This window comes from Aliivibrio sp. S3MY1 (genome assembly GCF_028765575.1).
Lineage (GTDB): Bacteria > Pseudomonadota > Gammaproteobacteria > Enterobacterales > Vibrionaceae > Aliivibrio.
Genome location: NZ_JARACO010000028.1, coordinates 15,166 through 37,640 on the forward strand (window position 1 = coordinate 15,166; position 22,475 = coordinate 37,640).

13 protein-coding genes, 1 pseudogene and 1 riboswitch are annotated in these 22,475 nt (G+C 38.5%); of the genes and pseudogenes, 12 read left to right on the forward strand and 2 right to left on the reverse strand.

All coding sequences use genetic code 11. The features are described from left to right. Nucleotide 1 precedes the first annotated feature (1 nt). The 10 genes from PVK62_RS14845 to PVK62_RS14890 all read left to right on the forward strand — a co-directional run bounded on the left by PVK62_RS14845 (nt 2) and on the right by PVK62_RS14890 (nt 14,431). Entirely contained in the window at nt 2–2,179 is a 2,178-nt protein-coding gene (locus tag PVK62_RS14845; protein WP_274445084.1) for an exopolysaccharide transport family protein, read from the forward strand. A gap of 7 nt (nt 2,180–2,186) precedes the next feature. Further along, on the forward strand, nt 2,187–3,395 hold the full coding sequence (locus tag PVK62_RS14850) for a lipopolysaccharide biosynthesis protein (RefSeq protein WP_274445085.1): 1,209 nt from the start codon (nt 2,187–2,189) through the stop codon (nt 3,393–3,395). Next, nucleotides 3,395–4,774, forward strand: a complete 1,380-nt coding sequence (locus PVK62_RS14855) for a capsular biosynthesis protein (RefSeq protein ID WP_274445096.1) — start codon at nt 3,395–3,397, stop codon at nt 4,772–4,774. The genes PVK62_RS14850 and PVK62_RS14855 overlap by 1 nt, the downstream gene beginning before the upstream one ends. Beyond that, nucleotides 4,767–5,765, forward strand: coding sequence for a glycosyltransferase (locus PVK62_RS14860; protein ID WP_274445086.1), 999 nt, complete (start codon nt 4,767–4,769; stop codon nt 5,763–5,765). The genes PVK62_RS14855 and PVK62_RS14860 overlap by 8 nt, the downstream gene beginning before the upstream one ends. Then, nucleotides 5,762–6,967, forward strand: coding sequence for a glycosyltransferase family 4 protein (locus tag PVK62_RS14865; RefSeq protein WP_274445087.1), 1,206 nt, complete (start codon nt 5,762–5,764; stop codon nt 6,965–6,967). Before PVK62_RS14860 ends, PVK62_RS14865 begins: the two co-directional genes overlap by 4 nt. Nucleotides 6,968–6,971: 4 nt before the next feature. Continuing rightward, entirely contained in the window at nt 6,972–8,096 is a 1,125-nt protein-coding gene (locus tag PVK62_RS14870; RefSeq protein ID WP_274445088.1) for a glycosyltransferase family 4 protein, read from the forward strand. Then, nucleotides 8,093–8,503: a hypothetical protein gene (locus PVK62_RS14875; RefSeq protein ID WP_274445089.1), complete on the forward strand. Its 411-nt coding sequence runs from the start codon at nt 8,093–8,095 to the stop codon at nt 8,501–8,503. Before PVK62_RS14870 ends, PVK62_RS14875 begins: the two co-directional genes overlap by 4 nt. Before the next feature lie 170 nt (nt 8,504–8,673). Beyond that, nucleotides 8,674–9,543, forward strand: a complete 870-nt coding sequence (galU, locus tag PVK62_RS14880) for a UTP--glucose-1-phosphate uridylyltransferase GalU (RefSeq protein ID WP_274445090.1) — start codon at nt 8,674–8,676, stop codon at nt 9,541–9,543. A gap of 175 nt (nt 9,544–9,718) precedes the next feature. Continuing rightward, complete coding sequence (gene uvrA, locus PVK62_RS14885) at nt 9,719–12,547, forward strand: excinuclease ABC subunit UvrA (RefSeq protein WP_274445091.1); 2,829 nt, start codon at nt 9,719–9,721, stop codon at nt 12,545–12,547. A 99-nt stretch (nt 12,548–12,646) separates the two neighbouring features. Beyond that, nucleotides 12,647–14,431 carry a PglL family O-oligosaccharyltransferase gene (locus PVK62_RS14890; protein ID WP_274445092.1) on the forward strand — a complete coding sequence of 595 codons (1,785 nt, stop codon included), beginning with the start codon at nt 12,647–12,649 and terminating at the stop codon, nt 14,429–14,431. 132 nt (nt 14,432–14,563) lie between these two features. Here PVK62_RS14890 and PVK62_RS14895 read toward each other — a convergent pair. Next, nucleotides 14,564–14,908: pseudogene (locus tag PVK62_RS14895) on the reverse strand (alanine--glyoxylate aminotransferase family protein); the annotation flags it as partial. 215 nt (nt 14,909–15,123) lie between these two features. Next, nucleotides 15,124–15,297, forward strand: a riboswitch (Lysine riboswitch). Nucleotides 15,298–15,364: 67 nt separating this feature from the next. Here PVK62_RS14895 and lysC point away from each other — a divergent pair. After that, a complete protein-coding gene (gene lysC, locus PVK62_RS14900; protein ID WP_274445093.1) occupies nt 15,365–16,717 on the forward strand; it encodes a lysine-sensitive aspartokinase 3 in 1,353 nt (450 codons plus the stop codon). An 85-nt stretch (nt 16,718–16,802) separates the two neighbouring features. On the opposite strand, the gene metH is transcribed toward lysC, so the two are convergent. After that, the gene (metH, locus tag PVK62_RS14905; RefSeq protein WP_274445094.1) at nt 16,803–20,483 is read right to left on the reverse strand and encodes a methionine synthase; all 3,681 of its coding nucleotides are present in this window, start codon (nt 20,481–20,483) and stop codon (nt 16,803–16,805) included. Nucleotides 20,484–20,663: 180 nt separating this feature from the next. On the opposite strand from metH, the gene PVK62_RS14910 reads away from it, so the two are divergent. Continuing rightward, nucleotides 20,664–21,941, forward strand: coding sequence for a cation:proton antiporter (locus tag PVK62_RS14910; RefSeq protein WP_274445095.1), 1,278 nt, complete (start codon nt 20,664–20,666; stop codon nt 21,939–21,941). The last annotated feature ends 534 nt before the right edge of the window (nt 21,942–22,475 follow it).

The window sequence follows — 22,475 nt, forward strand, 5'->3', positions numbered from 1 at the left end:
TATGGCACAGTCAATTATTGAAAATGGCAAAAAACTAGAAAGTACGATCGATTTTTCTAACTTCCTAAAAGAATTTAAAAAATATCGCCTGCGAGTTCTGCTGACCGTCTTAAGTGTAACTTTAATTGCTACACCATTAATTTATTCAATGACTCCGCAATACTCAGCAACAGCGACGATGATATTAAAAGCCCAATCAGATAATTCAACCCCTATCGATCAGGTTGAAGATTTTGACGCCTCTCAGGCAGAGTATTACCCAACTCAAGCTGAAGTATTACAATCTAAAGGGGTTATCGAAGCCGCTGTCCGTCAATTAGACTTACAGCATAACTCATTGTTTGAAATAAAAGACACCAATAACGCAATGTCTGAAGATGAGCATATCCACCAAATAGTCAAAGCTATTAGTAAAAATCTCTCTATTGCGCCAGTTCGTTTCAGTCAGCTGATTAAAGTCTCTTATGAATCAACCTCTCCTGAAATGTCAGCAACAGTAACAAACGCGGTTATTGAAGCTTACATTCAGCTAGAAGAAGAACGAAAGATAGAGAAAACCAAGCAAGCCCAAGAGTGGAATAACACTCGAATGGCAGAGCTAAAAGAGAAGATCACACAACAAAAAGCAAAGATAGATAAATTTCTTAAAGATAACGGTTTATTAACCTACCAAGGTATTGATGGCTTTGAAACGGAACAATTAGCGCTAGTTAATGATCGCTTAGCAACCGCAAAAGAGAAAAGAATTACCGCAAAAGCCAGTTATAATACCATTAGTGAGGCTCTTGGTTACTCACTTGAAGAGGTTGCAACTCTACCCTCTATTTCAAATCATGCTCAATTACAAGATTTACGTATTGCTCTTATTCAGGCAAAACGTAACTTATTTGATCTTCAAAAGAAATACGGACCTAAAAACCAACTTATTATTGAGGCTAATGCTCAAATTAATGCCATTAAACTGCAAACAACGTCTCTATTAAAAGAGTTAAAAACAGGGTTGTATAAAACATACCAGGCATCTATTGAGCGTGAAAATAGATACAAAGCTTTATTGAAAGTTCAAAAAGAAAACTTTACTCAACTCGCTTCAAAAAGAGATATCTATAACACAATGAAAGCGGATTTAGATAAGACGCAAGAATTGTATGAAAAGATCTTTACTCGCAGTCAAGAGCAAGAATTAACCGTGCTATACCGAGAGCCTGCAGCAACCTTGCTCGATCCTGCAACGCCACCACATAAGCCAAGTAAACCGAATAAAGCCCTATTTGTTATTATGATTTTCGTGATGACATTCATCTTAAGTTTGCTTTTTATTATTATTAAGTCAGCACTGAATAAATCAATCAATAATCTAACACAAGTGAATACTCGCTTAGGTTTACAAGCCATCGGTGAGCTGCGTCCATTCAATTACATTGAAGAGTTACCTCTATTTACTAAAGGATTTTTTGCTAATGCTTATTCAGGTGAAACCGTTCATGCAATAAGAACAAGTATCCTTTTAGATGAGACCTCTTGGCCTTCTATTGGTTTGGTTTCAACCGACTCTAAAGAAGGTAATGAGTTAAGCAGCTATCTTCTTGCTCACTCTTTATCACAAGATCGTTCGACCTTATTGATCGATTTAGATTTTAGAAAAGAGGTTTCTTTAACTGAAGAGGTTTTAACAACTTACCCTTTAGGTGAGAACTCAGCGACCACTAAAAAAGAGAAGAATAATTCAGAAGTATTACCTACACTCCCTGTAATGGGGATGGCTGAAATTCTTGAAAACAATCATCCTATTAATGATTGTTTAATTTCATTAGCTGATAATTTTTCTTTCTTACCAAGGGGGACGCTAACTTCAACACCGTTGCTGACGTTGTCTTCCGCAGAACTCGAATTAACACTGAAAGAACTAAATCAGCAGTTTGAGCAGGTGATTGTCCACTTACCAGCATTATCTGAAAGTAAAGACGCTCAACTTATTTCTCGTTATTTATCTGGCGTGATCTATACCGTTCAAGCTGGAGGGCTAAGTGCAAACCACATTCTTGCTAATATTGAGAAGATAACGCAACGACAAACCCCTATCATCGGCGTCGTATTAAATAATGTCGCAGATGATGAGTTAGAGACAGAGGAAGCACAACAGCAACTAATTCATCAAAATGAAGATTTATTAAGCTAGGTTACTGATGAGTTTATTTAAAAGCGTCTCTACCATTGCAGGTGCATCGATTATTTCTCAGATAATCGGTGCTATCTCTATTTGGCTTATTTCTCATAAGTACGATATGGCACAAGTGGGCACTTATGCATTGGTATACAGCATTGTGCTAATTGGCGCTCAAATTAGTACCTTCGCTTCTCAGTTATTACTGCCAAAACAAGACGATGAAAAACTAAGTCAAAATATTATTTTTTCATTATTACAGAGTTTGATTATTGCTCTCCCTTATAGCTTTATAATGACCCTGTTCTTTGAGTTAAATGGGATATTGCTTTATATCCTAACGCTTTGTCATGCTTGGATCCTTGTCTCAGAGAACTTATTACTTAGAGTCGAGAATATTCGCTTGTTGGCATTTCAACGTATTTCAATTTCGCTGTTAGTTATCGCTACTGTATTTCTCACACCAACGACTGAGCAGTTCTATCTCGGTTGGGCTCTGGGGTTATTGGCCCTTATCTCTGCTTGGCTTTTCCACTCTGTCTCTTTTTCAAAGATCACATTGTCGCACTTATCTTTATCTAATAACCTTCAATTTATCAAAGAGAATCGAGCTCACCTTAGCGGCATTGGCAGTGCAGAAGTATTGGCAATGGCAAATAATAATTTACCCACATTACTGATTAACTTCTGGTTTTCTCCACTCATCGCAGGTTATTTTGCTGTGGTAAATCGCTTCTGCTTAGCTCCGGTTACGATTGTTGGTAATGCCGTTCGTAACTCTATCTTCTCTAAATGGTCTATCGATTTTAGAAACAACACCTTTAACTTCCAAGAATTTAAAAAAGTACGATTAATGCTTTTTGTTCTAGGATTGATAGCGACCGTTGGCGTGTTGATTTTTTATCCTTTAGTTATGCAATTAGGCTTCAATGATGAATGGTTAAGCTCTGTACCCACCTCTCGCTATATGCTGCCTTACCTATTCCCTGCATTGGCTATTTGTCCTTTAACGGTCATAGAGTTGGTATTTGGTTCACCAAAATATTTCTTACGTATTCAAATTGAACAGTTACTGGTTATCACCATTGCTTTTGTCGTACTCCCTTATTTCCATAAAGATTACGCCTATTCTGTTCTTTTATTTGCCGTTCTTTCTTTTGTTCGTTACGCATTTATCTATAGAAAAGTGAATCAACGAGCTCATTTATTAACACAGGAACATAATAAATGATGCCATTGAATACCGGTCTATTTTTACAATTATATGCTGCTATTAGCCTTGTTCTTTGCGGAGTAACTCAATACTTCACGGGTATTTCCGCTATTTTATGGCTGCCATTCTTATTAGCCTTCACAATGACAGGCCTACTCTTTTTACAGAATCGATATACGCCACTCGATCTTGATCATAAAGAAATGATTATACTCCTCTTGTTCAGTGGTTTTTTCGTTCAAGCGGTGCTGAGTACCTTTCTGCAAAATGGGGTGACCACCACAATCGTAGGCTTAAAAAATGAACTTGCACTCTCTCTAATTTTATTCTGTCTATTACTACGGTTTTGCCGAGAATCCCAAATATACCGAGTAACAAAAACACTTTATTGGATTTTTTATGCCCAATTTCCTGTCGTTCTATTCCAAATATTTGTCATTTTACCTAAGCGAGTCGCTGCCTATGGTGAATTTGAAAAATGGGATTCTGTCGTCGGTACTTTTGGTGGGGACCCTATGGGAGGCGGAAATACCGCAGCGATGGGACTGTTTTGTCTACTTATCATGTTGCTCAAACTTTCAGAATACAAACATGGCCTCTGTTCATTAAAATCGACCGTTTTGCATATTGGTGCTGCATTCACTCTTTGTATCTTAGGTGAGGTTAAATTTGTGATTTTATTATCTCCTATCCTATTAGCTTACGTATGGCTAGCGCCTAGCTACATAAAGGGTATGAAGAGTTATGATATTAAAATTATTCTCGCTATCATTGGGGGAATGTTAGTTCTAATCAGCATCGCTATTTTATTACTCTCACTCTCTTACTCTTCCGCTTTTGGCAGTGACCCAAGTAAAGGTCCGTTAGATATCTTCATCGATTCTTTAGAGTATATATTTGATCCAAACTACATTATGCCGACTGGTGAATTAGGTCGAATGACCACCATCTTTTTCTGGTTAGACAACAATAATTTTTATGGTCTTCCAAATGTACTATTTGGTTATGGATTAAATACCACAAACCACGGAAGTGCGGTCTCTCCTGGTTTTCTAAATATCCTTTTTAATGTCATTCTCGATACTACGGCGCTAAGTGTTCTTTTGTGGGAATTAGGGATTATTGGTACTTTATTTTTCATTTCAATGACACTTTATATTCTTCGAGTCTGTAAACCTACACCTCTATTTAATCGAAATGATGTGGCATCAGAAGACATTAGGTTGATGAGCTATCCTCCTGCATTTAACGCGTTTGCAATTGCTTGTTTATTAAGTCTGCCCTATAGCCAAATATTAATGCTGGTTCCCATGCTTCAATTTCTTTTTTATCTATCGCTAGGATCTAATCTAGTGATCCGAAAATCTCTAATTACGGCGGCTAAACACCATGACTGATCACTCTTTCATCTCGGTTATTATTAAAACCTATAACGAAGAAGCAGGTATAGCTAAAACCATTAGTAGTATTCAGCAACATATAGGTGACTTTCCGCACGAAATCATTGTGGCAGATAGTTTATCAACGGATAAAACCCAAGAAATTGCGACGGCATTAGGGGTCACCGTTGTATCCTTAACTAATGCTTCAGATCGTTGCTGCGGCGTAGGCCATCAACTTGGCTATCTTCATAGTAAAGGCGAGTACTTACTTCTTCTTGATGGAGATATGGAACTAGAAGACGGCTTTATCCGTCATGGTATTGATTTCCTTTCAACACACCCTGATTACGCTGGCGTTGCAGGCGCTGTAGAAATGGATGATGTTGACAGTTATGAATTCAAATCTCGAAAACAACGACTTCACCAAATATACCCACTAGGGGACTGTTCTCATTTAGGTGGCGGTGGTTTATATCGTAAAAGTGCCATTGATGATATTGGCTATTTAACTAATCGCAATCTTCACGCTTATGAAGAGTCAGAGTTGGGTATGCGTTTAGGTTTGGCAGGTTATAAGCTACATCGACTTGATGTACCCTACTTTTCTCATACTTCTTATACTATGTCCTCATTAGAGCTCATGAAACATCGCTGGAAAGGTGGCTATTTATTTGCATCAGGCGAGCTGCTTAAAGGCTCGTTTGGAACACCATTATTTAAAAAAGCATTAGGCACGATCAAAAATGAAGCTATTTTCACACTTTATTTAATAATACTGTTCATTAGTTTAGTTACTTTAAATCCATTTATGGTGGGCTTTGTCTTATTACCATTGCTGGCATTCATTGGATTAAAAGCCATTAAGAATCGTTCACTAAAGGATGCATTACATAGTGTTATCAACCTCTCGGTCTTCTCAGTAGGACTTATTCGAGGATTATTCTTACCATTAAAAGATCCAAAACAACCACCACCACATAAAATGATTAATGAGGCTAAAAAATGAAAATTCTATTAGTTAATAAATTTTTCTTTATGAAAGGTGGCGCAGAAACCGTCTATTTTCAAGAACGTGAGATGTTACTTTCTGAAGGTGTAGAGATCGTTGAATTTTCAATGCAGCATGAAAAGAACCTTGAATCTGATTACGCCGATTTTTTTGTGCCAAATGTCGATTATTATCAAGAGCAATCCATTAAAGATAAAATTGAAACCGCAATTAACTTTATTCACAATGCTCAAGCTTGCGAGAAGCTCACCGCACTACTAGAACAAGAAAAACCAGATTTAGTCCATTTTCATAATATTTACCATCAATTAACGCCATCCATTATCAAGGTAGCCAAACGGTTTGGTTGCAAAACCGTACTTACCGCTCACGATACTAAAATTGCCTGCCCAAGCTACACCATGTATCGCGATGGCCATACCTGTGAAGAGTGTGTCCATGGTTCAGTGTGGAATGCGACAAAACATCGCTGCCAAGAAGGTTCGTTAATAAAAAGCTTTCTACTTTCAGCTGAAGCGACCTATCAAAAGGTAAGCAAAAACTATCAACAACTGGATGCGATCGTATCTCCAAGTCGCTTTCTTAGTCGCTTTATTCAGCAAAAACTGCCCGATAACCGGATCGAAGTAATTGTAAATGGCATTGCTGAAGACGTTTCTTTAGAAGGAACAAGTGACCAAGGTTATTTCCTTTACCTTGGTCGATTAAGCCAAGAAAAAGGCGTCCCTACCTTAGCGAAAGCTCATCAATTAATGTCTGAAAAAGCAGGTTTAAAAATTGTGGGGGATGGCCCTGAATTTAATCAATTAAAAGCGACTTACCCAAGCGCAGAATTACTCGGCTTTAAAAGCGGTGAGGAACTACTTACTCTAATTAAGGAAGCCAAAGCGGTAATAGTGCCATCGGAATGCTATGAAAACTGCTCAATGTCAGTTATCGAGGCGATGTCTTATGGCAAACCTGTCATCGGTTCTAAAATTGGTGGCATTCCTGAACAGATCCGAGAGGGTATTGATGGCTATTTATTTGAAGCTGGGAATGCACAAGCCCTTGCTAATGCATTAGATTTATTAGTAAAAGAACCAAATAAAACCATTGATATGGGAAATAATGCGAGAGAGCGCTTTTTAAGTAAGTACACACTAACCAAGCATAAGCATGATCTATTAAACCTATATCAAGACCTATTAAAAGGATAACAAGATGACAGATAAAATTACCGTCATAGGCACTCGCGGGATCCCGAATGTATTGGGGGGCGTAGAAACCCATTGCCAGCACCTTTATCCTGAAATTCATCGTCAATTTGGTAGTGATATTTGTGTTATCGCCCGTTCACCTTATGTCGATTATAAAAAATCAAGCTACAAAGGGGTTAATACAAAATCTGTTTGGGCTCCAAGAAAGAAATCATTAGAAGCCATTATTCATTCAATTCTCGCTTCTTTTTCTACGCTTTTTGATCAATCGAAAATTGTACACGTACACGCTATTGGTCCCGGTCTTGTTGTGCCATTACTTCGCTTGTTAGGAAAGAAAGTCATTTTCACTCACCATGGTCCAGATTATGATCGTCAAAAATGGGGAGGATTTGCTAAACGCATTCTTCAACTTGGTGAAAAGTTAGCGGCTACTTACGCCAATGAAGTGATTGTTATTTCAGAAGTAATTAATGACATTATCAAAGAAAAGTACAATCGTCATGATGCTCACCTTATCTATAATGGTGTCGATCTACCAACCCCATTAGCACAAGATAAAATAGACTCAACGTTAAGTGAGTTTTCATTAACCTCTGGTCATTATTTTGTTGCTGTTGGCCGATTTGTGGAAGAAAAAGGATTTCACGATCTTATTGAAGCTTACCAGCAAGCTAACCTTAATATTCCATTGGTTATAATGGGCGATACCGATCATCCAACCTCTTATAGTGACAAACTAAAAGAACAAGCGCGTAACGTCGATGGGGTTATCCTCACTGGTTTTCTAAAAGGTGAGCAACTACAAGCTATTTTCTCTCAAGCTAAAACCTTTGTAATGCCCTCTTATCATGAGGGTTTACCTATTGCTCTTCTTGAGGCGATGTCCTATTCGTTACCTGCAATTGTCAGTGATATCCCTGCCAATTTAGAAGTAAAGTTAAAGTCTGAAACCTACTTTCCTGTTGGGAATATAAATAAATTAAAAGAACAATTAATTCAACATACGAACAGCCCACACTCTCAAGTTAGCTATACATCCTATCTAGAACATTATGATTGGAATAAAATCGCAGCTCAAACAATGGGTGTTTATCAACATGCTCTCACAAAAAAGGCAATTAAGTGATCGATAAAAAAAAGCAAAAGCTACTTGCTCATTTCTATTCATCTCTCGATGAAAATGTCATTGATTCGCTTTCAGAAGAACAAAAAAAATCCATTGAGCGCGCAATAATTGCAACTGGATTGGGATCCAACAATCGAGTTGATATCAGAAAAAGCATTTCGATTTTCAATAAACGCTACTTTTTTGTGTTTCTGCTCGGTCGAGATTATCGTCAACAGTTACGTAAAGAATCCCCTTTTGCTTTATTTATGCTCACTCTTTTAATTGCGATGGGTGTACTTGGTATATTAGGCTTGGCTATTTTTGCTTTATACTTGATTAAATCAGCAATGGGCATCGATATCTTTCATAACTTTTCATTTGGTGTTTGGGATTGGTTTAAATCGCTTATGCCACATCAGTATTAAATTTAATTTCTATGAATAGTAATAGAGAAATCACATTAATAATGATACGAGCCGATACTTTTAATTAAAGCGCTTCATTTCATTATGTTTAATCGCTAAACTGCAACTATAATGATGATGCTATAAGCGCTTTCTACGAATTTAAAATTTCGTCTATCTAGGACTCCCTTATGATAAAAAAATGTCTTTTCCCTGCCGCAGGCTACGGCACTCGCTTTTTACCAGCAACTAAATCGATGCCAAAAGAGATGATGCCAGTGGTAAACAAACCTCTGATTGAATATGGTGTCGAAGAAGCTATCAATGCGGGTATGGACGGGATCTGTGTCGTAACGGGCCGTGGTAAACATTCATTAATGGATCACTTTGATAAAAACTACGAACTAGAACACCAAATTAGCGGTACTAACAAAGAAGAGTTACTTGAAGATGTTCGTGAGCTAATCGATGCAGCTCACTTTACTTACATTCGTCAACGCGAAATGAAAGGTTTAGGCCATGCTATCCTTACTGGTCGTGAGCTAGTCGGTGATGAACCTTTTGCTGTCGTACTTGCAGATGACTTATGTGTTAATGAAGAACAAGGCGTTCTTTCACAAATGGTTGCGTTATATAAGCAATTCCGCTGCTCTATCGTTGCTGTTGAAGAAGTACCAGATAACGAAACTCATAAATATGGTGTTATTGCTGGCGAGATGATCAAAGATGATCTTTATCGTGTAGACAACATGGTAGAAAAACCAGACCCAGGTACAGCACCAAGTAACCTTGCTATTATTGGTCGCTACATCTTAACTCCTGATATTTTTGAGATCCTAGAAACAACAGAACCAGGCAAAGGCGGAGAGATCCAAATTACGGATGCACTACTAAAACAAGCTCAATCTGGTTGTGTTCTTGCGTATAAATTTAAAGGTAAGCGTTTTGACTGCGGTAGCGTTGAAGGTTACATCGAAGCAACCAACTACTGCTATGAGAATATTTACTTAAAAGATAAAAAATCTGCAGAACTTGCAAAGCAAAAAACAGGTAAAAAATAATCCTTAATTTGCTAGCTAGAATGATGCCTTGTAATTCATTACAGGGCATTTTTATATCCCCTATAGAATCTCTCTTCTAATAATAACCACTGTTTTTTTACCCAGTATTCCTTTGCTGTTTTAACACTCTGTGCAATACTTATCCTCTAGTTATTCTTTAAGTAGAGAGAGTTCCATGGATAAGATTGAAGTTAGAGGGGCAAGAACCCATAACCTAAAAGATATTAGCTTAACTATCCCACGAGATAAGCTAACGGTTATAACAGGGTTATCAGGCTCAGGTAAATCCTCTTTGGCCTTTGATACCTTGTATGCAGAAGGACAACGTCGTTATGTTGAATCTTTATCTGCATACGCTCGTCAATTTTTATCATTAATGGAAAAACCGGATGTTGACCACATTGAAGGACTTTCTCCTGCGATTTCTATCGAACAAAAATCCACCTCTCATAACCCAAGATCGACTGTCGGTACCATTACTGAAATCTACGATTACTTACGTCTTTTGTATGCTCGGATTGGTGAACCTCGTTGCCCTGAACATCATGTCGAATTAACAGCACAAACCATCAGCCAAATGGTTGATAAAGCGTTAGAATTGCCAGAAGGCACAAAACTGATGTTGTTAGCACCTATTGTGAAAGAGCGTAAAGGTGAACATGTTAAGACATTAGAAAATTTAGCCGCACAAGGGTTTATTCGTGCTCGTATTGATGGTGAAGTATGTGATCTCTCTGATCCTCCGACATTAGAACTTCATAAAAAGCATACTATTGAAGTCGTTGTTGATCGCTTTAAAGTTCGAGATGATTTAAAACAACGTCTTGCCGAATCTTTTGAGACCGCACTAGAACTCACTGGTGGTATTGCTGTTGTCGATTATATGGATGATACCAAAGACGAACCTCTAATTTTCTCAGCTAACTTTGCATGTCCACATTGTGGTTACAGCATGTCAGAGCTTGAGCCTCGTCTGTTTTCATTCAATAATCCTGCTGGTGCTTGTGGTACTTGTGATGGTCTAGGCGTTCAACAATATTTTGATGCCGAGCGCATTGTTCTAGATAATAAATTAAGTATTGCTGAAGGGGCGATTAAAGGTTGGGATCAAAAAAATTATTATTACTTTCAAATGTTAAGTTCATTAGCTAAGCATTATGGGTTTGATCTTTTTGCACCATTTAAATCACTATCAAAGAAATTTAAAAATATCATTCTTAATGGTTCAGGAACAGAAGAAGTTGAGTTCCAATACAGCAATGATCGCGGCGATCTACGCGTTAAGCGCCATCCTTTTGAAGGAATATTAAATACACTTGACCGCCGCTATAAAGAAACCGAATCAAGCTCTGTGCGTGATGACCTATCAAAATATATTTCAACTCAATCATGTTCAAGCTGTCACGGTACTCGCTTACGTTTAGAAGCTCGTAGCGTATTTGTTGCTGACACTACATTACCTGAAATCTGTGAGATGAGTATTCAAGATTCAATGGCCTTTTTTAGTTCACTGGAACTGAAAGGACAAAAAGCTCAAATAGCAGATAAAGTAATGAAGGAAATTAATGAACGCCTGCACTTCCTTATCAATGTTGGTTTAAATTATCTTAATTTATCACGCAGTGCTGATACGCTTTCTGGTGGTGAGGCTCAGCGTATTCGCCTGGCAAGTCAAATAGGTGCCGGGTTAGTTGGTGTTATGTACGTTCTTGATGAGCCTTCTATTGGTCTTCATCAACGAGATAATGAACGCCTATTGAAAACCCTTAACCATCTTCGTGATCTAGGTAATACCGTTATTGTTGTAGAGCACGATGAAGACGCAATAAGAAGTGCGGATCATATTATTGATATCGGTCCTGGAGCGGGAATTCATGGTGGCCACATTGTCGCAGAAGGCAGTTACCAAGACATTATTTCAAATCCAGAATCACTAACAGGTCAATATCTTAGTGGTGCTAAAGAAATTTCCATTCCAAATGAGCGAATTAAAGCAGACCCTAAAAAACAAGTTGAACTGATTGGTGCCACTGGCAATAACTTAAAAAATGTCACACTCAAATTACCGGTTGGTCTGTTTACGTGCATTACTGGTGTTTCAGGATCTGGCAAATCAACACTGATCAACGATACTTTCTTTAAGATCGCTCATACTCAGTTAAATGGAGCCACCACATCAGAACCGGCACCCTATAAAAAGATCAAAGGCATTGAACACTTTGATAAGGTTATCGATATTGATCAAAGTCCAATTGGGCGAACGCCTCGATCAAACCCTGCGACTTATACAGGGATCTTTACCCCTATTCGTGAATTATTTTCGGGGACGCCAGAATCTCGCTCTCGTGGGTATAAGCCGGGCCGCTTCAGTTTTAATGTCCGCGGCGGCCGCTGTGAAGCGTGTCAGGGGGATGGTGTAATTAAAGTAGAAATGCATTTCTTGCCTGATGTTTATGTTCCATGTGATGTATGTACAGGTAAACGCTATAACCGCGAAACGTTAGAAGTAAAATACAAAGGTAAAAGTATTGATGAAGTACTTCAAATGACAATTGAAGATGCTCATACTTTCTTTCAACCTGTCCCTGTAATCGCACGAAAACTGCAAACTCTAATGGATGTAGGGTTATCTTATATTCGTTTAGGACAAGCCGCGACAACACTCTCTGGTGGTGAAGCTCAACGGGTTAAACTGGCTCGAGAACTATCAAAACGAGACACAGGGAAAACGCTTTATATTCTAGATGAGCCGACAACAGGTCTGCATTTTCACGATATTCAACAATTATTGAACGTACTGCATCGCTTACGTGAGCGAGGCAATACGATTGTCGTGATCGAACATAACCTTGATGTCGTAAAAACAGCGGATTGGATTATAGATCTTGGTCCAGAAGGCGGACAAGGTGGTGGTGAAATAGTGGCAGAGGGAACTCCCGAAGAGGTTGCATTGGTTGAGGGCTCTCATACCGCACGCTTCTTAAAGCCGATGCTGAATAAGTAATAAAGTCCGCACTTTATAATGCGAATACGATAGAATAAAGCCAGCACTTTGCTGGCTTTACTTTTATATTCATGCTCGCAACAAGGAACTGATTAACCCATGGCAACGCTACTTACCCAAGGAACGCAACTAGAAGCAAGAAAGGTTAGAAAACCATTAACCAAATCGTTTTTATTTAGCCTTAGTATTCTTTTCTTTGTCTGTGCTCACTTCTTCCAACCAAACCCTGGCGGATCAGGTCTACACCTTGCCTTTAATGCAGCCTCTTGGATCCCTGCCAGCATTGCTATTGCGATAGCCTTATTTCATGTCGCTAAGCAAGGGTTGGTTAAATACTCAACACTAACGCTTGTTTTACTGTTTGCTGTCACCCTACTGTCTTTACCTTTACTGTATCACGACGCATCTCCCCAATTAGCTATTGGCAAATTTCTAGGATTGTGGGGAGGGTTATTCTTTTTTATCGCCCTGCAACAATTTGCGTTTTCCAATAAACAAAAGCAGTGGTTACTGTGGTGTATTATCGGCTCAGTGCTCATTGAAACGCTTTTTGGTTACATTCAATATCTATTTTTAGATGCTGGAAATTCATTTGGTTATAACGTAATAGCTAATCGCCCTTACGGTATATTTCAACAACCAAATGTAATGGCTAGCTTCTTAGCTACTGGGCTTGCAATAGCCTCGTACTTTCTTGCTCGTCAACCGATAAAGTATCGAGAGAATATTGTCGCACTTACTCTACTTTATGCAACTATCATATTCACTTTGCCGCTTATTGTGATCTTAGCCTCTAGAACAGGCTGGATTGCGACTATTTTTAGTCTGGCTTTGCTGAGCCCATACATGTGGAAGTACTGTACTAAACAGCGATTTTTTTCTTGGGCGCTAGCATTAGTTATAGGCTTCAGTGGTAGTTTTGTTCTTTTTCACCTATCTCAAAATGATGATTTATCAAAAGTATCTTTAATTAGCCAAAAGGCGGATTTAGAAAGCCCAAGAAGATACACCTTTCCTCAAGCGCTCGATATGTTTTTAGAGAAACCTATTACAGGTTATGGTTACGGAAATTTTGAAGCGGAATACACGCTATATACAGCAAAACAGCACCAGATCTCTTCTAGCTATAAACCTGGGCTTCCTTCAATGGATCACCCTCACAATGAAGTTCTATATTGGGGAGTAGAAGGAGGCATCGTCGCTATTTTAGGTTTACTTATTGCGGCTGGTGGTGTGCTGCTAAAGATAAGAAAAAGTAAGCTCGATACCCAATTTGCCCTGCTTGCCTTAATTGCGCCTATTTTTATTCATAGCCAATTAGAGTATCCGTTTTATCACTCAATGATACATTGGTTTACTTTTATCATTCTTCTCTTTTGGATAGATCAACTCAGCTGTAAATACAAGAAACTCAAAATCGGTGATATTACAAAAATTACTTTACGAGTAAGTTCATTAGTTATCCCTATTGTGACGGCTTTCTACATGCTTTCAGCTCTGCATACCAATTGGGTATTAACTAAATTTGAAACCACTCGACCAATGAACCCTGATATCTTAAATCAAGTAACGAACCCTGTGGTTTGGGAAGACCGATTTAATGGAGATGTGCTTTCCGCCCAATTAACTATTGGGATCATTAATAAAAAACCAGAATTAATCGCACCTTATATAACGTGGTCAAAAGAGCTTATAAAAACAAAACCAAGACCTGCTTTTTATCAAAATTTAATCATCGCTTATCAAGCTCTGGGGCAAGAACAACATGCCGAAGACATAAGAAGAGAGGCGATTTTCTTATTTCCAAACAATAAATTTGAATCGGTAGAATTAGATGAAAAACTGCGCCAAAATAATTCTGTTTTAAAAGAGAAGAACAAATAAACAATTCATAAAAAACCGCTGATTATTCAGCGGTTTTTTAGTTAACGCTTAAAGAACATCAGATAAAGCCTTAAGACAAAGAGCACCAATTTCTAAATTGTATTCATTCAATAAACGCTATCTAATCGCAGCGTCATCAACAATAACAATCGCAGTGCCACCACAACGCTCAACATTTTGTCGCATTCGTTCACCAAAAACACCATTACGACAAACTAAAACCTTCTCACTCGCTTCAACTAAATTAACAAAACAAGTTTCCATTCCTGCACTTCCAGGTGCAGATACTGCAATTGTAAACTCGTTTTCTGTTTGAAATGCGTATTTAAGTAACTCTTTTACCTCATCCATCATTTTTATGAATAATGGGTCAAGATGGCCAATTATAGGTCGGCTTAAGGCCTGCAATACTTGGGGTGAAATATCGGATGGACCAGGTCCCATAAGGGTTCTTCTTGGTGGGATAAAACTTTGCATTATTCACTCCTTGAAATATAGGGTGTATAAAGAATAGACACAAAAATAATTAAACTCAATTAGACGACGTCATTAGAGTGACTAAACTAGAATAAATACCATCAAAACACCTACTTTCACTTTAAAGAGGAGAAATACAAATAAACTAATTACCACTTGTTGACATTTAAGCCATAAAAAAGCACATTATTAATACGTATTTTGTTCCTTGAAATACATAAAGAAGAGGAGCATTGCCTAGGTAGCTTAATTTGTGGAGCCCAAACTCCCAGTCAACTAAGTGAGGGAGAGTAATGCCGAGACGAACTTTATTGGGAAAACTTCGTCGGTCGTTTAGGCTGAATCCTAACGATTGTCACTTATTTTTTAAGTGAAGGGCTTCTAGCAACTATTTATTTCTTGCTATTACCCCTTCACCTTTATTTTACAGATTGGATGTAGTCGGGAGACAGGAAAGTGAACCCTATAAATGTTGCTAAATTTGGTGGCACTAGCGTTGCCAATTTCGAAGCAATGAGCCGCAGTGCTCATGTTATCGAGCAGAATCAAAAAACTCACCTTGTTATTATCAGTGCTTGTTCTGGCGTGACTAACTTATTGGTAGAGCTCGCTAACGGTGTACAAGATAACCAAAGAAAGAAAGCTATTTTTGAAGAGTTAAAATCAATTCACTTTTCTGTATTAGACCAACTCTCTGATCCTATTTATCCAGAACAAGCTATTCTAGAAATTCTTGAAGAAATCAAAAAAGCGGCCGATGCGGCTTCATTTCAATCAAGTGATAAACTCACTGATCATCTTGTCTCTTGCGGTGAACTCATGTCGACTCACCTATTTACTCAACTATTAATTGAGCGCGGTAACTCTGCCGTCCGCTTTGATATCAGAGCCGTTCTTCGCACCGATGCACAATTCGGTAAAGGAGAGCCACAACTTAAAGAAATATCTCAGCTAGCTCAAGCTAAACTCGCTCCTCTTTGCCTGAAACATATTGTCGTTACACAAGGCTTCATTGGATCTGATAGTGAAGGCAATACAACAACATTAGGTCGAGGTGGCAGTGATTATAGTGCCGCATTGATAGCAGAATCTGTAAATGCTTGTGGATTAGAGATTTGGACTGATGTACCAGGTATTTATACTACCGACCCTCGTATTGCACCTGCTGCTTCTCCAATCCCAGAAATTAGCTTTAGTGAAGCTTCAGAGATGGCAAACTACGGCGCTAAAATTTTACATCCATCGACATTATTACCCGCTCTACGTCATCAAATTCCTGTGTTTGTTGGTTCATCAAAAGAGCCAGAAAAAGGCGGGACATGGATAAAACAACAAGTAGACAGCTCTCCATTATTTAGAGCGCTAACCTTACGTTGCAATCAAACTATGGTGACGTTACATAGTCCAAACATGTTCCATGCTTATGGTTTTCTAGCTGAAGTATTTAAAATTTTAGCTAAATATAAGATTTCAGTCGATTTAATTACAACCTCTGAAGTCAGTGTCGCTCTTACTCTTGATCAAACGAATACCAACGGTAAAGCGCCAGAATTACCTTTTGAAGCCCAGCAAGAATTAGAAAAATTATGTACGGTTGAAATAGAAAACAATCTATGTCTAATTGCTCTTATTGGTAACCAAATGAGTGACTCTAAAGGATATGCTAAGCAAGTGTTTGGCGCTTTAGAAGACTTTAACCTACGCATGATTTGTTACGGAGCAAGTCAGCATAATTTATGTTTCTTGCTACACGCGTCTGAATCTAAACGTGCGGTTCAAGTCCTACATAAAGAATTATTTGAAAAGTAAAAATTTATGTTCTAAACCTATTAAACTAAAAATCCCATTAATAGATTTATTAATGGGATTTTTAATTTTTATTATAAAACAGATCTTAGTTTAGATTTGGTCCTAGCCACTTTTCAGTCTCTAACATATCCCAGCCTTTTCTCTCTGCATAACTTTCCGCTTGATCTTTTTGGATCTGAGCTATCGCAAAATAACGAGAGTCTGGATGAGAGAAATACATACCAGAAACAGAGGCTCCCGGCCACATAGCGTAGCTAGAGGTCAACGACATTCCTATTGCTTCTTCAACATCCATCAACTCCCACAATGTCCCTTTTTCTGTATGCTCAGGACAAGCTGGGTATCCAGGTGCAGGGCGAATACCTTGGTATTTTTCACGGATAAGATCATCATTTGAAAGATCTTCATCTGGGGAATATCCCCAAATATCTTTACGTACTTCTTTATGCAAATACTCGGCAAACGCTTCAGCTAAACGGTCAGCAACCGCTTGGATCATAATAGCATTATAATCATCACCTTTGGCTTTATAGTCATCTGCAAGCTCTCGCTCGCCAATGCCACCAGTCACAGCAAAGCCACCAATCCAATCGGCCTTTCCGCTCTTTTTCGGTGCGATATAATCAGATAAACAATAGTTAAACCCTTTTGGTTTTTCTGTTTGTTGACGTAAATTATGTAGAACTTTCAATACCTCTGTACGTGATTCATCGGTATACACTTCAATATCATCATCAACACTGTTAGCAGGAAAAAGAGCACACATTCCTCGCGCTTTTAGTAAGCCTTCTTTTTCTACACGATCCAACAGCTCGTGCGCGTCTTTATATAAACGCTTCGCTTCTTCACCCACCTCTTCATGCTCTAAAATTGCAGGGTATTTGCCCATTAAAGACCATGTCATAAAGAAAGGAGTCCAATCAATATATTGGCGTAACGTCGCAACATCCATATCATCAATAATATGCACACCCGGCTTTACAGGCGCTGGTGGCGTGTAGTTTACCCAATCAATATCGACTTTGTTTGCTCGTGCTCTTGCTAGTGAAACAGGTTTCGTTCGTGGTGTTTTACGGCTATGTTGATCACGCACACGCTCGTAATCTAAATCCAGCTTCTCAATAAATGCTGGTTTCAATTCATTAGAAAGCAATGACGTACAAACACCAACCGCACGAGAAGCGTTATTAACATAAACTACAGGTTGAGAGTAGTTTTGCTCAATTTTCACCGCTGTATGCGCTTTAGAAGTCGTTGCCCCACCAATCAAAAGTGGTAAATCAAATCCTTGCCGTTCCATCTCTTTAGCGACATGGACCATCTCATCAAGCGATGGCGTGATAAGACCAGAAAGTCCAATAATATCGACATTCTCTTCTTTGGCGACTTTTAGTATTTTCTCACAAGAAACCATGACACCAAGATCAATAATTTCATAGTTATTACATTGAAGAACAACCCCAACGATATTCTTACCTATATCGTGAACATCACCTTTCACCGTTGCTAATAAGATTTTTCCATTGGTTGAACCGACATCTTTAGTGGCATTAATAAAAGGTTCTAAATGCGCTACGGCTTGTTTCATCACTCGCGCAGACTTAACCACTTGAGGAAGGAACATTTTCCCTTCACCAAATAAATCACCCACGACGTTCATGCCGTCCATTAAAGGACCTTCGATCACTTCAATAGGGCGAGCGGCATTAACTCGTGCTTCTTCTGTATCTTCAACAATGAAGTCAGTAATTCCCTTCACTAGAGAATGTTCAAGGCGTTTTTCTACTGACCATGTTCTCCATTCTAAAGCTGATTTATCTTCAACCTTTCCAACCGCTCGTTCTAGATATTCTGTTGCCATATCAAGTAAGCGTTCTGTTGAATCATCACGACGGTTAAGTACTACATCTTCTACCGCTTCACGTAAATCTTCAGGTACATTATCGTAAATTTCTAATTGGCCTGCATTTACGATACCCATATCCATACCGTTCTTAAAACAGTGATATAAGAACACGGCGTGTATCGCTTCACGTACGTAATTATTACCTCGGAATGAGAATGATACGTTAGATACGCCACCTGAAATCATGGCATGGGGAAGTGTTCTTTTTATATCAGCAACGGCTTCAATAAAATCAACAGCGTAGTTGTTATGCTCATCGATCCCTGTTGCAACAGCAAAGATGTTTGGGTCAAAAATAATGTCTTCTGGTGGGAAACCAATTTCATCCACTAAGATGTTATAAGCGTTAGTACATATTTCTATTTTTCGCTCACGCGTATCTGCTTGGCCGACTTCATCAAAAGCCATCACAATCACAGCAGCACCATAGCGACGGATTAGCTTAGCTTGTTGTAAGAATTTTTCTTTACCTTCTTTCAGAGATATTGAGTTAACAATACCCTTGCCTTGAATACATTTGAGTCCAGCTTCGATAACTTCCCATTTAGAAGAATCGACCATTACAGGAACTTTAGATATCTCAGGTTCTGAAGCGCAGAGGTTTAAGAATTTAACCATACACGCTTCAGCATCAAGCATCCCTTCATCCATATTGATATCGATGATTTGAGCACCGTTTTCTACTTGCTCACGAGCGACACTTAATGCCTCATCATATAACTCTTCTTTAATTAAACGTTTAAAGCGAGCCGAACCCGTAACATTAGTCCTTTCTCCGACGTTTACAAAAAGAGAGTCTTTTTCAATAGTTAGTGGCTCTAAACCCGATAAACGACAAGCAACAGGAAGTATCGGTAATTGACGGGGTTTAACACCTTCAACCACTTGTGCCATTTGGCGGATATGCTCAGGTGTCGTACCACAGCAACCACCAATCAAATTTAGAAAACCGCTTTCAGCCCACTCTTTTACGTGCTCTGCCATTTCTTCTGGAGAGAGGTCATATTCACCAAAGGCGTTAGGTAAACCTGCATTAGGGTGCGCAGACACGCTGCATTCTGAAATACGAGATAACTCACTCACATACTCACGTAACTCATCAGGCCCCAACGCACAGTTCAAACCAAATGAGATTGGTTTAACATGGCGTAAAGCATTATAGAACGCTTCGGTTGTTTGGCCTGATAAAGTACGCCCTGATGCATCGGTTATCGTACCTGAGATCATTACTGGCAATGTTATACCCATTTCTTCAAAAACGGATTCTACGGCAAAAGAACAGGCTTTTGCATTCAAGGTATCAAAGATAGTTTCGATAAGAATTAAATCAGAACCACCTCTAATTAAGGCTCGAGTGGATTCAGAATAGGCTTCAACTAATTCATCAAAAGAAACATTTCGATAGCCTGGGTCATTTACATCAGGGGAGATAGAACATGTTCGGTTCGTCGGGCCTAAAACACCAGCAACATAACGCGGTTTATGTGGTGTTTTTAATGTCCATTCATCTGCGACTTCTCTTGCTAACCTTGCAGCTTCAAAGTTCATTTCTTCGCTCAGACTTTCCATATCATAGTCAGCCATTGCGATTGTTGTTGAGTTAAAGGTGTTCGTTTCTAAAATATCAGCACCCGCTTCTAAATAAGCGGAATGAATATCTCTGATAATTTGAGGACGAGAAAGCACTAGAAGATCATTGTTACCTTTTAAGTCACAATGCCAATCACTAAAGCGCTCTCCACGATAATCTTTTTCTTCAAACTTATACTCTTGGATCATGGTTCCCATACCACCATCGATCAAAAGTATACGTTCCAGAAGGTGCTTTTCTATTTCAGTTTTCTTATTGCTTCCTGCCACGGTACTGCCTCATCCATAATACATTTCTCTTACAATCCTATCACATATACAATAGGAATCTAGACGGCCAAAATAGATTAATTTCCTCAAATTAGAAATAAAGTTTGATATTTATCAAATAGAGCGGAAAATGACCTTTATCACATTTTGTTACATTAATAACATATTTAGAGGTTAACCATGTCTGTGTATAACACACTCTGCTTTTTAGCAGCGGCTGCTATGCTAATTGCTTTTATTAATAGCAAGATAGGAAAAATGCAAACTACGATCGCAATCACAGCAGGTTCAATGATGCTATCGCTTGGGATCATTATCGCGGGTCAAAATGATTGGTTTAACCTTAGAGAAGTGGCTACAGAAACCTTAACAGAGATAAATTTTGAAGATTTTTTATTGAAGGGAATATTAGGCTTCTTATTGTTTGCTGGTGGGTTAGGGATCAAACTTCAAAACCTTAAAGATCAAAAATGGGAAATAACCGTACTTGCTTTAGGGGCAACCTTATTCTCAACATTCTTTATTGGTTTTGCTTTATGGGGTATATGTAATCTAATCGGTATTAATCTTGATTTAATCTACTGCTTATTATTTGGTTCCCTTATCTCTCCAACCGATCCTATTGCTGTTCTCGCTATCGTAAAAAAACTGAATGCCCCACAACGAATTTCAACTCAAATCGAAGGTGAATCTTTATTTAATGATGGTTTTGGCTTAGTTATCTTCGTAACACTATTTACGATTGCTTTTGGCTCAGAAACACCAACAGTTGGTAGTGTAACCGCACTGTTTTTACAAGAAGCTATTGGCGGTATTATTTATGGTTTTATTTTAGGTCTAATTTTTCATTATCTAATAAGCTCTACAAATGACCATTCAATGGAATTATTATTAACTATAGGTATTCCTACATCAGGTTATGCCTTTGCAGGGGTCCTTGAAGTTTCAGGCCCATTAGCGATGGTCGTATCTGGAATTATGATCGGTAACTGGACTCGTTACATTGGTTTTTCAAAAGAAAGTGAAGACCACTTGGACCATTTCTGGGAGCTAGTTGACGAATTTTTAAATGGTGTATTATTTCTTCTTATTGGTATGTCAATGCTGTTATTCCAATTCCATCAAGAAGACTGGATCTTAATGGCAATATCTATTCCGCTAGTATTGGCGAGTCGTTATTTAAGTGTTTTCGTCTCCTACATTGGCTTTAAGCGATTCAGAACTTATAACGCATTATCAGTTAATATTTTAACTTGGGGCGGCCTTCGTGGAGGCTTAGCACTGGCAATGGCTTTGGCTATTCCATCTGGAATTTTAGTTATTCCAGATAAAAATATTGATGTACGAGAGTTAATCCTGGTTATGACTTACTCTGTCGTCGTTTTCTCCATTCTTGTCCAAGGCTCGACCATTACAGCTATGATTGAAAAAGCAAAGAAATTAGAAAAAGATAGATAACTTTTTCATATATTACTCAATGGAGATGCATTTTATGTATCTCCATTTTTTATATCTATCACTACAAACTGTTAATCTTATCTCTCTATAGCTTACAAATACCGATACTATTAATATAGTGACTTAGCAAAATCATAAGCTCTCTTTCTTCTTGCTATAGCTCGCTGTTAGCACCTTAATAAAAAACTAGCCTGTTGAACTGCCACTTTACAGTGTCTTTTCTGCATCATTTTACTTTTATACAGATGTAAAAAAGCCCTAATCTTTCGACTAGGGCTTTTTAAAATAGTGGCTACGTTAACGGGACTTTCTATTAACCTTGAAAGTGACACGTCCCACGGCGTGATTGGCCGCTAAGCTCTCCAATAAAAAGTCTAACCAACGGAACTATCACTTCGCAGTGTCTATTCTGAATCATTTTACTTTTATAAAGACGTAAAAAAGCCCTAATCTTTCGATTAGGGCTTTTTAAAATAGTGGCGGAGTGGACGGGACTCGAACCCGCGACCCCCGGCGTGACAGGCCGGTATTCTA